Origin of the sequence: Actinoplanes sp. L3-i22, assembly GCF_019704555.1 — a bacterium.
Lineage (GTDB): Bacteria > Actinomycetota > Actinomycetes > Mycobacteriales > Micromonosporaceae > Actinoplanes.
This window is the reverse complement of sequence record NZ_AP024745.1, coordinates 1,261,498-1,273,634: the sequence shown is the minus strand read 5'-3', so window position 1 is coordinate 1,273,634 and position 12,137 is coordinate 1,261,498. Positions and strand designations below refer to the sequence as shown.

The following is a 12,137-nucleotide window of genomic DNA, read 5'->3' as shown; positions in this document are numbered from 1 at the left end:
GACATGACCGTGCGCGCCCGCCTCACCCTCGTCTACGGAGGCCTGTTCGTGCTGGCCGGGCTGGTCCTGCTCGGCGCGACCTACGTGCTGGTCGGACGGGACGGGATGTCCGCCGGCAGCATGCAGCGGGCCAGCGAGGCGGTGATCGGGCCGGACGGGCAGCCGGCCATCAACACCATCATCAAGGACACCCGGGCCGACACCATGCACGCGCTGCTCACCCAGGGCCTGATCGCCCTGGTCGTGGTCAGCGTCGCGACGATCGCGCTGGGCTGGATGATCACCGGGCGGATGCTGCAGCCGCTGCACGAGATCACCGCGACCGCGCGGCGGATCGCCGAGTCGCCGGCCGCCGACCGCGGCCTGCACGAGCGGATCGGCCTGCAGGGCGTCGACGACGAGGTGAAACGGCTCGCCGACACGTTCGACCTGATGCTGTCCCGGCTCGACCACTCGTTCGACGGGCAGCGCCGGTTCATCGCCAACGCGTCGCACGAGCTACGCACCCCGCTGACCCTGAACCGCACCCTGCTCGAGGTCGCCCTGACCCCGGAGACGGCCTCCCCCGAGGTACGGCAGCTGGGCACCACCCTGCTGGCGATCAACGACCGGCACACCCGGCTGATCGACGGGCTGCTCCTGCTGGCCCGCTCCGATCGGGAGGTGACCGAGCGGTCGTACGTCGATCTCGCCGACATCGTCGACCACGTGGCCGTCTCGGAGACCGTCAAGGTCGTCGCCGAGCCGTTCGAGGCGGCCGTGCTCGGCGACCCGGTGCTGCTGGAACGCCTGGTGCAGAACCTGGTGGAGAACGGTGTGCGGCACAACGTCGCCGAGCACGGCTGGGTCCGGGTGACCACGCTCACCCGGGCGGACGGCTGGGTCGAGCTGCGGGTCTCGAACTCCGGGCCGGTCATTCCCCGGTACGACGTGCCCGGCCTGTTCGAGCCGTTCCACCGCTACCGGGGCGAGCGGCTGGCCGCACCGGGCGCCGGCCTGGGGCTCTCCATCGTGCGGGCGGTCGCCCGGGCGCACGGCGGTGAGGTCCGCGCCGACGCCCGTGAGGAGGGCGGTCTCGACGTCGCGGTGCTCCTGCCCCGCGCGCCGTAGCGGGCCCGGGAACCATCCAGCCGGCGGGAAAACCCATTTCCGTCGGCCGGACGCGCTGCCACGATCCCGGTCAGGCGTTGCACCACAGCGAGGGACCTGAACCGCCCATACCGTCCGCCCGTAGTCCAACCCGAACCCGCAACACCCCGGAAACACGACCACGAGGGCCCGGCAGCCGACCGGCTGTTGGGACCTCACCCACATCGCACCGGCTCCACCCACCGAGGGGATTACCCTTGACGCCTGCGTGAACTGGGCTTCGGTGTGGCGGCCCGGGCGGTCCGAACCTAGGCCCGGCGGCCCGGAGACCGGCCCCGAGGCCTACCGATACATGGAACGGAAGATGATGATCGACCAGGCCAAGGTGCGAGTCCTGCTGTTGGAGAGCATCCACCCGGATGCGGTGTCCCGGCTCGAGGAGGACGGCTTCTCCGTCGAGTCCGTGCCGAGCGCGCTCGACGAGGCCGAGCTGATCGAGCGCATCTCCGGGGTGCACCTGCTGGGCATCCGCTCGAAGACCAAGGTCACCGCGAAGGTGCTGGACGCCGCGGACAGTCTGGTGGCGATCGGCGCGTTCTGCATCGGCACCGACCAGATCGACCTGGCCACCGCCTCGGCGACCGGCGTCGCGGTGTTCAACGCGCCGTTCTCCAACACGCGTTCGGTGGTGGAGCTGGCGATCGCCGAGATCATCGCGATGACCCGCCGGCTCACCGAGAAGAACACGCTGATGCACCAGGGCGTGTGGGACAAGTCGGCGGACGGCGCGCACGAGATCCGCGGCCGCCGGCTCGGCATCATCGGGTACGGCAACATCGGCACCCAGCTGTCGGTGCTCGCGGAGAACCTGGGCATGTCGGTCTCGTTCTTCGACACCGCCGACAAGCTGGCGCTGAGCAACGCGCACCGCACCGCCAGCCTGGACGAGCTGCTGGAGACCAGCGACATCGTCACCCTGCACGTCGACGGCCGGCCGGGCAACGCCGGCTTCTTCGGCGCCGAGCAGTTCGCCCGGATGCGTCCGGGCAGCCTGTTCCTGAACCTGTCGCGCGGCATCGTGGTCGACCACCTGGCCCTGCGGGACGCGTTGAAGAGCGGCCACCTGGCCGGCGCCGCGGTCGACGTCTTCCCGACCGAGCCGAAGGGCCGGGGCGACGAGTTCCTCTCCGAGCTGCGCGGCCTGCCGAACGTGATCCTCACCCCGCACATCGGCGGGTCGACCGAGGAGGCGCAGTCGGACATCGGCGGCTTCGTGGCGACCAAGCTGGCCAAGTTCCTCGTCGACGGCAACACCACGCTGAGCGTGAACCTGCCCGGCGTGGTCCTGCCCGAGCAGCCCGGCCTGCACCGGATCGTGCACGTGCACATCAACACCCCGGGCGTGCTGGCACAGGTCAACCGGGTCCTCGCGGACAACAACGTGAACGTCGAGGGCCAGCTCCTGAGCACCCGCGGGGAGTACGGCTACCTGATCACCGACATCGGCAAGGGCTACAGCGACGAGGTGCTGGACCAGCTCCGCGCCATGGAGCAGACGGTCCGCCTGCGCGTCCTGTCCTGACCCGGCGGCACCACCGGAACGGGCCTTCCCACGCGGGAGGGCCCGGGCCGGTCAGCCCGCTTCCACGCTCAGCAGCGTGATCTTCGAGGCGGTCTCGACGTCGTACCGTCCGGAGGTCTTCCAGTCCTTGGGGGTCAGCGTCGAGCCGGGCGCCACGTCCTTCAGCGTCCGGGTGCCGGCGTTCACCGTCGTCGCCCCGCCACCGACCTTGACCCGGATCGGGCTGCCGGCCGGCGCCCGCAGGGTGAGCTCCTCGATGCCGCCGGTGATCTTCACGGGCACGGTCGCGGTCGCCTTCGACAGCGCCAGCACGGCCCGGCGCGTCCCGCCGACCAGCTCGATCCCGTCCACCCGGCCGTCGCCGAGACTCACCTCACGTTCCGCGGCGTACCCGGAGAAGCGCAGCGTCCACCGCACCCGCGCGGCGAGCACCACGTCCACCTCGCCGTCCGCCCCGGCCCCGTCCCGGGTGAGCTGCAGGCGCACGTTGTCGCCGGTCAGCTCGGGGCTGGGCCGCAGTGGCGAGCCGTCCGGGGTGCTGATCCGGAACAGGTCGTCGCCGATGTCGGCGACCGACACCCGGATCCGGTCGCTGGCCGCGAGCATCTCGAACGCGGCCCGGGTCCGGCCGTTGATCGGCGCGGTGACCAGGCGCGGGTCGGCGGTGGGGTTGCCGCCGCCGAGGTTCAGCATCTGGTTGATCCGGGAGTCCGGGCCGGAGTAGTAGACGACCCCGGTCACCGCGATCACCAGCACCGCGATCGTGCCGAGCACGGTCATCCCGGCGGTGACCATCCGGGAGTGCCGGCGGCGCGGCGGAGCCGTCCGGACCGCGGGCGCGGGCGGCTGCTGGCCCGGCATGCTCCGCGGGACGTCCAGCGTGTCCGCCCAGGTCGTCCCCTCCCAGGAGGGGAAGCCGCCGGACGCGGGATTCGGGACGGCCGCCTCCGGCGCCGCCCAGGCCGCGGCGGCGGGCGAGGTAGGCGCGGCCGGTGCGGTTTCCACCGGATTTCGCCGTACGATCGGCAGCCCGCCCGAGTCCGGTTCGGGCACCGGGAACGCCCCGGAGTCGTCCCGCACGAACGCCCCGGAGTCGTCGCGCCCGCCGATCGGCCGGTTCCCGCTGATCGGCCCGGAACTGAACCCGAACGAGGCGCGCCCCGGACCGCCGGGCGACGCGGGCCCGTACTCGGGCGGCGAGGAGGCCGGCGGCTCGTAGGCGGACTCGCGGGAGGACGCTACCGGCGACCCGGAGGAGCCCCCGGCCGGCGACCCGAACGCGGATCCGCCGGAAGCGGCCAGCGCCTCGTAGGACGCCGACGAGGCCGGCGACGCGGGGGTGAAGGGCGGCGGGTCCGCGTCGGGATCCTCACCGTCGCCGAACCAGCCACCGGCCGGCGCCTCGACCCCGGCCGGCGGTTGCCGATAGATCCGGTCCCGCCCGCCCTTACGCCGCTGCGGCAGTTCGGAGGAGGGGGACGACGCGGACGGGGAGGACGATGCGGATGAACCCGACAAGGGCCCCGACGATGACGACGACGGCTCCGGTGTCACGCCGTCGATGACGATTCGGTCCACGGCCGATGTCCTCTCCCCTGCGACGCCGTCACGTGGCGCCCGCAGAGGAACACGGAAAGCAGCCCCCCGCGGATCAGCCGAATCGAAGAGTGATCGGCGAATTTACCGGTGGTCAGGACGGACCAGCCCGCGCCGGGTGGCGATGGCCACCGCCTCGAGCTGACTGTGCGCCCCGAGCTTGGCCAGCACGGCCTTCTGGTACCCCCGGCAGGTGTGCACGCTGATGCCCAGCCGGCGGGCCACCGCGCGAGCGTCCAAACCGGCCGCCATCAGCTGCAACACCTCGTCCTCACGGGCGGTCAGCCCGCTGCCGGTGCGGGTCACGGTGACCGGGCTGGTACTGCGCAGCAGCCGGGCCATGATGTCGGTGGAGACCGTCATGCCGCCGCCGTGCGCGGTCCGCAGCGCGTTGAGCACGTCGGCCAGCGCGCCGTTCTTGGAGATGAAGCCCGCCGCGCCGAACGTGGTGGCCCGGCTGATCAGCATCGGGTCCTCCCGCGCCGTGAGGATCACCACACGTGTGTCGGGCTGGCGCACCAGAATCAGCTGAGCGATCGCGATGCCGTCGGCATCGGACAGTTCCGGATCGAGCAGGATCACGTCCGGTGACACCTCGGCAGCGAGGTGCAACGCCTCCTGACCGGTCCGCGCGTGGCCGACCCAGCGCAGGTCCGGTTGCCCGGCCAGAGCATGTCCGAGCAGCTCGGCAAAGGTCTGGTGACCATCGACGACGAGCACTCGGATCGCCTCGTCGTTCCCCATGCGCACACCATCCTCTGTCCAGCGGCCAGCCGTCGGGCCCCGCGCAGTCTAAGGACTACCCACCACCGTGCCGCCCTACCAACAGGCGAGCGTTGTGCCACGGCGACGCCAGGTTGCCACCCGAGCGGTCGCCTTGACCAGTCTTTCGGCCGAGGGCACCCCCCGCATTGGGGCTTGCTGGCGCACCGCGGCTGCGGACACGATGCTGAATCATGTACGACATCCAGCTCTTCGGCCGCATCGAGGTCCGTACCCGTGGCGTCCGCCTCGCGGGCGACGACCTCGGCGGCGACCGCCCCCGCCGTCTGCTCGCGCTGTTGGCGCTGCATGGCGAGCAGTCGCTTGTGGAGCTGTCCGACCTGATCGGCGAGCCGCCGGCCACCGTGAAGGCCGACCTCAAGGTGCTGCGTGACCGTCTCGAGCCGGGCACCCGCGGCCGTGACTCGGTGGTCGTCGGCGACAGCGGGAGCTACCGGCTGGACACCGAGCGTGTCCGGGTCGACGTGGCCACGTTCAACCAGTTGATCGCCGCCGCCGAGGGCCGGTCGCCGGAGCGGGCCGCCCGTCCGTTGACCGCCGCCGCGTTCCTGGCCAACCGGCCGCTGCTGGAGGACGAGGACACCCCGTGGGCCGCCGAGCTGCGGGCGACGTACCGGGCGAAGCTGGCCACCGCGGAAGCCAGCACCATCTGAAGAAGCGGCAAAACGCCGTACCGAAGCAATCGGGTTAAACCGGGAGCGCGAAGCGGCCTCGAGGCGGAGAATCGCCGCGTGCTCGACGCCCCTCTCGCGCTCCAGCCGGTGCCCCTGGCCCCGGAGATCTCGCTGCATCTCGTGGTCGGCCCGCTCGGCCTGTTCGACCTGACCGGCGGCGAGTTCCACAGCGACACGCCGCCGCCGTTCTGGGCCTTCGTCTGGGCCGGCGGCCAGGCCCTGGCCCGCTACCTGCTGGATCATCCCGAGGAGGCGGCCGGCCGCCGGGTCCTCGACCTGGCCACCGGCTCCGGGGTCGCCGCGATCGCCGCCGCCCGGGCCGGCGCGGCCGAGGTCGCCGCCGCCGACATCGATCCGGCCGCGGTCGCCGCCGCGCACCGCAACGCCGCGGCCAACGACGTCGTGCTCCGGCAGCACCTGGACGAACCGGGCCTGGTCCTGGCGGGTGACGTGTATTACAGCCCGACGGTCGCCCCGCAGATCACCGCGCAATTGCGCGCGTTCCGCCGAAACGGCGCGTCCGTGCTGGTTGGCGACCCCGGACGTGGGTACTTCCCGGAACGGCTCTTCGACCTGATCACCGAATATGTCGTACCCGTGCCGGAGAGTCTGGAGGAGACGGGCGAGCTGCGTACCGGGGTCTGGCGCATGCGCTGACCAGTCGGTATGCGTTCACCACGCAACAACTTGTACGCTACACGTATTGTCCCCGCGCCCATGAGGACGGCAATCACGTGCACGAGCAGCAGGAAGTCAGTCCGAGCACCGCGCGGCTGTCCGACGAGATCATCCGGTTCATCCGGATGGGACAGCGTTTTCGGGGCATGCTCAAACCTGGGGACTTCGGCGCCGAGTTCTCCGCGCTGATGTTGCTGCTGCCGCTGCGCGCGATGGGCCCGATGCGGGTGACCGACCTCGCCGAGCTGAAACAGGCCGACCCGTCGACGATCAGCCGTCAGGTCGCCCAACTGGTCAAGGCCGGCCTGGCCCGGCGGGAGGCGGACCCGGCGGACGGCCGGGCCTCCCGGCTCGCGGTCACCGAGACCGGCGAGGTCGCCTGCGAACGCCTGGGCGCGGCCCGCACCGCACTGCTGGCGCGGGCACTGAGCGACTGGCCGGCCGAGCGGGTCGACACGTTCGCCCAGCTCTTCGAAGAATTCAATGTCTCCGTCGAGGCGATGCTGCGCACCGAGCTCGACGCACCACCACGGGAGAACGCGTGAGTCACCCCACCCCGGCGGTCGAGAAACCGGCCGCGGAATTCACCCACCGCCAGATCCTGACGATCCTCGGCGGCCTGATGATGGGCATGTTCCTCGCCGCCCTCGATCAGACCATCATGGCCACGGCGACCCGGACCATCGCCGACGACCTCAACGGCTTCAACCTGCAGGCCTGGGCCACCACGGCGTTCCTCATCACCTCGACGATCTCGACGCCGCTCTACGGCAAGCTGTCCGACATCTACGGCCGGCGGCCGTTCTTCCTGTTCGCCATCGGCATCTTCATCGTCGGCTCGATGCTCTGCGGCCTGTCCCAGAACATGTACGAGCTGGCCGCGTTCCGCGCCATCCAGGGCATCGGCGCCGGCGGCCTGATGTCGCTGGCGCTGGCGATCATCGGCGACATCGTGCCGCCCCGCGAACGCGCCAAGTACCAGGGCCTCTTCCTGGCCGTCTTCGGCACCGCGAGCGTGCTCGGCCCGATCCTGGGCGGCTTCTTCGCCGGCGCCGACAAGATCCTCTGGGTCGACGGCTGGCGCTGGGTCTTCTACCTGAACGTGCCGATCGGCGTCGCCGCGATGGCCGTCGTGGCGCGCGTGCTGCACCTGCCGCACACCCGGGTCAACCACCGCATCGACTGGCCCGGCGCGGTCGCCCTGATCGTCGGCCTGGTGCCACTGCTGACCGTCGCCGAGCAGGGCCGCGAGTGGGGCTGGGACTCCGGCCGCTCGATCCTCTGCTACGTGATCGGCGTGGTCGGCCTGGCCGGCTTCCTGCTCGCCGAGCGGGCCTACAAGGACGAGGCGTTGCTGCCGCTGCGCCTGTTCGGCAACCGGACGATCGCGGTCGGCACCGGCGCCAGCACGATCCTGGGCATCGCGATGTTCGGCGGTCTGATGACCGTGCCGCTCTACCTGCAGATCGTCAAGGGCTCCTCGGCCACCATGGCCGGCCTGCAGATGATCCCGTTCGTGGTCGGCATCATGTCCGGCTCGATCATCGCCGGCCAGCTGATCTCCCGGACCGGCCGCTACCGGATCTTCCCGATCATCGGCAGCACCCTGATGGTGATCGCGCTGTTCCTGTTCTCGCTGATCGGCGCGGACACCCCGCTCTGGCGGACCATGCTGGTCATGGTGCTGATGGGCCTCGGCCTCGGCGGCAACATGCAGCCGATGATCACCGCGGTGCAGAACGCGGTCTCCCCGCGCGAGATCGGCGTCGCCACCGGCGCGGTCACGTTCTTCCGCTCGATGGGCGGCACGCTCGGCACCGCGGTCTTCCTGTCGGTGCTGTTCAACGTCCTGCCGGGCAACATCAAGGACGCGTACGCCGACGCCGCCAAGGACCCGGCGTTCCAGCAGGCCGCCTCCGACCCGGGCCAGCAGCAGTTGCTGGCCCAGGCCCAGGGCGGCGGCGGGCTCAGCGACACGTCGTTCATCAACAAGCTGACCGACGTGGTCGCCCACCCGTTCAAGGTCGGCTTCTCGGACAGCGTGCACGTCGTCTACCTGATGGCGTTCTTCATCATGCTGGTCGGCCTGGTCGCGGTCTTCTTCCTCCCGGAGATCCCGCTGTCCATGCGCTCCGCCCAGCAGCAACGCGCCGACGACGCGGCCCAGGCGGGCGCCGAGGCGGGCAGCGCGACTCCCGCTCACTGATCAAAAAACAATTGCGGGGGTACGGACGGCCGCCCGGCCGTGCGTGCCCCCGCTCTGTACACCCACCCCGCCCGCCCGCGCCGCTCACCGGCCCGCGCCACGCACCCCGCGTGTGTCGCTCACCCCGCGCGCGTCACCCGTCGGCGACGCGAAATGCCCGCCGGGTGGAGTGCGGCCTTCCCGCCCGGCCGTCTGGCAGAGTTGCCTTCATGGCTGTAGTGAAGATCAACGCGATTGAGGTTCCCGAGGGCGCCGGCCCCGAGCTGGAGAAGCGGTTCGCCGCCCGCCACGGCGCGGTCGAGAACGAACCCGGCTTCCTCGCCTTCGAGCTGCTGCGCCCGGTCGCCGGCGACAACCGGTACTTCGTCTACACGAAGTGGGAGTCCGAGGAGGCCTTCCAGAACTGGTCCCAGGGCAGCGCCAAGGCGGCCCACTCCGGCGAACGCGCCAAGCCCGTCGCCACCGGCGCTTCGCTCCTCGAATTCGAGGTCATCCAGCACGTTGAGAAGCCCGCCGAGTAGCGACACCTACACGGTTGGCCAGCGGTAGAACTCCCGCCACGTCCGAACGCCCTCGAAGAACAGCCGCCACGACGGTCGCGACCGGACCGGCCGGCCGATCGCCGCGAGCGCCCGGCGGGCAGACCCGCGCACACTCAGATCAGGATCGTCGAGAAGCCGCCTCAACGCCGGCTCCACGACGTCGCCGCTCAGGTTGCCGAGGGCACCGGCAACCTGAGCCCGCACGTCGGGCACCGGATCGGTGACGAGCTCGACGAGGAGTGGCAGCACGTCGACGCGACGGCGGTAACCGAGTGCCCTGACCGCTGACGACCGCACCCGCGGATCGGCGTCGTCAAGGGCTCGAACAATCAGGGCCAACACCCGTTCATCAAGGCTCACCTCGGCGAGCGCGGCAAGCGACAGGCACCGGATCTCCGGATCGACGTCCGCAGCGGCCGCCGCCAGCCGCTCAAGATCCTCGATCTCCACCACGTGCCCGAGCGCCCACAGCGCGGTCTTGCGCAGCGCGGAAGACCGATCGTCGGCGAGCGCGAGCACCGCGGGCCGGCAGGCCGCCGGGTCGCCGTCAAGCAGATCAGTGATGTGCGAGCGCAGGCTGTCCTGGTCATCTCCGAGATCGCGGGCGGCGGCTCGCAGCAGTGTGGGTAACGCCGCCTCGTACTCGATTCCCGCCAGGATCTCCGCGATCACGTCACGACCGTAGGAGTTCTCCTCCTCGAGAAATCTTTCGAGCGCCCCGTTCAATGCCGGGACCAGGCTGGTGTCACCGCTGGCCACCAGCGCGGTGACCGTCGGCGCGATATCGCTGTGCTCACCCGTTGGCCGGGCGATCTGCCGCAGCACGGTTTCCAGCCCGGCCCGACCGTCGATCATCGCGTCACCATGTCACATCCGCGCCGCCGAGGCCGCACCGAAACTGGACGGCCGGATGGCTCAAGGCCCTCACGGAACACAACTACTACGGCGCGGGCGGGAACCCGAGAAGGCCGTCCAGAACTGGTCCCAGAGCAGCGCCAAGGCGGCCCACTCCGGCGAACGCGCCAAGCCCGTCGCCACCGGCGCCGGCCTCCTGGAGTTCGAGGTCATCCACGAGGTCACCAAGTAACGACCTTGACCGGATCGGTGACGATCACCGTGTGCCGCAATTGATCGTGCTCGTGGTGTCGTCGGCGGTGTGGGCGTTCGCGTCCCGCCCGGGCCGGATCCGGAACCGTACGGCCGCGGCCCTGCTCATCTGGGCCGCGGCGGCCCTGCTGCTGAGCCGGCTCGTCCCGGTCCTGAAGTGGGACCTGATCGCCGCCGCTCTGCCGGTCGCCACTCTGATCATCGTCCTGGGCCGCCGGCAGTACACCCGGCACGCCGACCACCGGCCGAACAAGTGGCCGATCGTCGTCCTGGCCGCCCTCAACGCCGTCCTCTGCTGCGCCGGCGGCCCGGTGCTCCTGCTCGTGGAGCAGCGGGTGACCGAGGCGCCCGCACCCGACGGCGTCCTGCCGCTCCCGGACGGCCTCCGAGGTGTCCAGGAGGGTCCCACCGGGCGCGAGGCCTGCGGCAACGCCACGTGCATCACCTACGTGCGGGTCACCGGCCGCCCCGGCCAGTCCGATGCCGACCTGGCCGCCGAGGTCCGCCGGCACATCGCGTCCCGCCACGCCGACGGTTGCCACCGGCTGGGCCTGCTCGTCGACCGCCGCAAACTGTGCACGTCGGTCGGCCAGGGCCACGACGGCTCGGTCAGCATCGTCCTCGAACTCGCCGGCGGCGACGGCATCTAAAAAAAAAGCCCCCGCCCTCCCAAGGGGGGCGGCCCCACGACCATTGTCCCGGAGCCAGCCAAGATCATGTGGATGGCCTGTGGACAACCTCCTGGTGTGGATAACCGACGAGCTCGGTCCACAGCCCCGAACAGTGCCACCACCAGGCGCTACACGCTCATGGGTCGCCGCGGCAACCGGGCGCTACGCACTCGGCTGACATGCCCGGCCCGCCGCAGCGACCAGGTGCGTCACCACGGCTACGAACTCGGTTGACGTTCCCGGGCGGCCGCGGCGACCAGGCGTTCGGCGACCGTGACCCGGTCCAGGCCGAGGCGCTGGGCGGAGTCGTGCAGGATCCGATAGGCCTCCTGCACGCCGCAGCCGCGTTGCGCGATGATCACGCCGACCGCACGGTCCACCGCGGCGCCCTCGGTCAGCGCCTCGCGCCGGTGCAGCTCGCCGAGCAGCACCTCGGCCTGCCCGGCCATCGCCATCGCGGTGAGCAGCAGGTCCGGGCCGATCTCGCCGGGGGTGGCCAGGCACACGCTGAGCGCGCCGACCGCGTGCCGGCGCACGTCCAGCGGGACGGCGAAGACCGCGCCGATGCCGTCCGCGCGGGCGGCCTCGGTCAGCTCCGGCCAGCGCTCGTCGGCGCCCAGGTCGGCCGAGGTGATCAGGGTGCGGGTGCGGGCGGACTCCAGCCCGGGGCCGGCACCCTCGGCGTACTGCACGGTGTCGGAGGTCTTCCCCGCGGAGCCGGCGGCGGCGACGGTGACCGGGCCGCCCTCGGTGATCAGCGCGACCGAGCAGCGGACCGCGCCGGGCAGCGCGCCGACCGCGAGCGCGGCGAGGCGGTGGAGCGCCTGGGTCACCGTGTCGGACGTCAGCAACCGCACGCTGACCTCGTGCAGCAGCCCGGCCAGCTCGACCGGGTGCGGCCCGTGGAGGCCGAGCAGAGCGGCGCCGGAGTGCCGTGGCCGACCGGCGGCGACGAGCCTTCGGGCCGGGCCGGGCGGGGTCACACCACCGGGGGTGACGCGCCGGCGGGACCGGGTGCCGCGCTGTGCGGCCGGTACGCGACGTTGCGGTACTGACACCCGACGGATACTGCCATGTCGATCCGGAGACGGCGCGGTTCGGTGCCCCGATCGGGGGGTCTTGTCCGTTTAAACCCAGTCGGCGCCTGAAAACAGATCCGGCCCCCGGGAGTTCCCGGGGGCCGGACCAAGTAGATGCCGGTGTGCAGGT

13 protein-coding genes are annotated in these 12,137 nt (G+C 71.4%); 9 read left to right on the top strand and 4 right to left on the bottom strand.

The features are described 5' to 3' along the window. Positions 1-3 precede the first annotated feature (3 nt). Positions 4-1,110 carry a HAMP domain-containing sensor histidine kinase gene (locus tag L3i22_RS05890; protein ID WP_255657984.1) on the top strand — a complete coding sequence of 369 codons (1,107 nt, stop codon included), beginning with the start codon at positions 4-6 and terminating at the stop codon, positions 1,108-1,110. Positions 1,111-1,441: 331 nt separating this feature from the next. Beyond that, positions 1,442-2,671: a phosphoglycerate dehydrogenase gene (gene serA / locus L3i22_RS05885; RefSeq protein ID WP_370644385.1), complete on the top strand. Its 1,230-nt coding sequence runs from the start codon at positions 1,442-1,444 to the stop codon at positions 2,669-2,671. A gap of 51 nt (positions 2,672-2,722) precedes the next feature. Here the strand turns inward: serA and L3i22_RS05880 are convergent, their stop codons facing one another. Continuing rightward, entirely contained in the window at positions 2,723-4,189 is a 1,467-nt protein-coding gene (locus L3i22_RS05880) for a hypothetical protein (RefSeq protein WP_221325975.1), read from the bottom strand. Positions 4,190-4,351: 162 nt separating this feature from the next. Continuing rightward, on the bottom strand, positions 4,352-5,011 hold the full coding sequence (locus L3i22_RS05875) for a response regulator transcription factor (RefSeq protein WP_221325974.1): 660 nt from the start codon (positions 5,009-5,011) through the stop codon (positions 4,352-4,354). Positions 5,012-5,223: 212 nt separating this feature from the next. On the opposite strand from L3i22_RS05875, the gene L3i22_RS05870 reads away from it, so the two are divergent. The 5 genes from L3i22_RS05870 (at position 5,224) to L3i22_RS05850 (ending at position 9,129) form a co-directional block, all read left to right on the top strand. After that, positions 5,224-5,703: a hypothetical protein gene (locus L3i22_RS05870; RefSeq protein WP_221325973.1), complete on the top strand. Its 480-nt coding sequence runs from the start codon at positions 5,224-5,226 to the stop codon at positions 5,701-5,703. Between the two features lie 78 nt (positions 5,704-5,781). Further along, on the top strand, positions 5,782-6,381 hold the full coding sequence (locus tag L3i22_RS05865) for a methyltransferase (protein WP_221325972.1): 600 nt from the start codon (positions 5,782-5,784) through the stop codon (positions 6,379-6,381). Between the two features lie 77 nt (positions 6,382-6,458). Further along, complete coding sequence (locus tag L3i22_RS05860) at positions 6,459-6,947, top strand: MarR family winged helix-turn-helix transcriptional regulator (protein ID WP_221325971.1); 489 nt, start codon at positions 6,459-6,461, stop codon at positions 6,945-6,947. Next, positions 6,944-8,608, top strand: coding sequence for an MDR family MFS transporter (locus L3i22_RS05855; RefSeq protein WP_221325970.1), 1,665 nt, complete (start codon positions 6,944-6,946; stop codon positions 8,606-8,608). The genes L3i22_RS05860 and L3i22_RS05855 overlap by 4 nt, the downstream gene beginning before the upstream one ends. Positions 8,609-8,817: 209 nt before the next feature. Further along, the gene (locus tag L3i22_RS05850) at positions 8,818-9,129 is read left to right on the top strand and encodes an antibiotic biosynthesis monooxygenase (protein WP_221325969.1); all 312 of its coding nucleotides are present in this window, start codon (positions 8,818-8,820) and stop codon (positions 9,127-9,129) included. Between the two features lie 6 nt (positions 9,130-9,135). Here the strand turns inward: L3i22_RS05850 and L3i22_RS05845 are convergent, their stop codons facing one another. Further along, positions 9,136-10,005 (bottom strand): HEAT repeat domain-containing protein, encoded by an 870-nt coding sequence (locus L3i22_RS05845; RefSeq protein ID WP_221325968.1) that lies wholly within the window; start codon positions 10,003-10,005, stop codon positions 9,136-9,138. A 55-nt stretch (positions 10,006-10,060) separates the two neighbouring features. On the opposite strand from L3i22_RS05845, the gene L3i22_RS05840 reads away from it, so the two are divergent. Together L3i22_RS05840 and L3i22_RS05835 are read left to right on the top strand one after the other, a co-directional pair. Continuing rightward, positions 10,061-10,237, top strand: coding sequence for a hypothetical protein (locus tag L3i22_RS05840; RefSeq protein WP_221325967.1), 177 nt, complete (start codon positions 10,061-10,063; stop codon positions 10,235-10,237). 31 nt (positions 10,238-10,268) lie between these two features. Next, the gene (locus L3i22_RS05835) at positions 10,269-10,907 is read left to right on the top strand and encodes a hypothetical protein (protein ID WP_221325966.1); all 639 of its coding nucleotides are present in this window, start codon (positions 10,269-10,271) and stop codon (positions 10,905-10,907) included. Positions 10,908-11,146: 239 nt separating this feature from the next. Here the strand turns inward: L3i22_RS05835 and L3i22_RS05830 are convergent, their stop codons facing one another. Next, positions 11,147-11,986: a GAF and ANTAR domain-containing protein gene (locus L3i22_RS05830; protein ID WP_221325965.1), complete on the bottom strand. Its 840-nt coding sequence runs from the start codon at positions 11,984-11,986 to the stop codon at positions 11,147-11,149. Between the last annotated feature and the right edge of the window lie 151 nt (positions 11,987-12,137).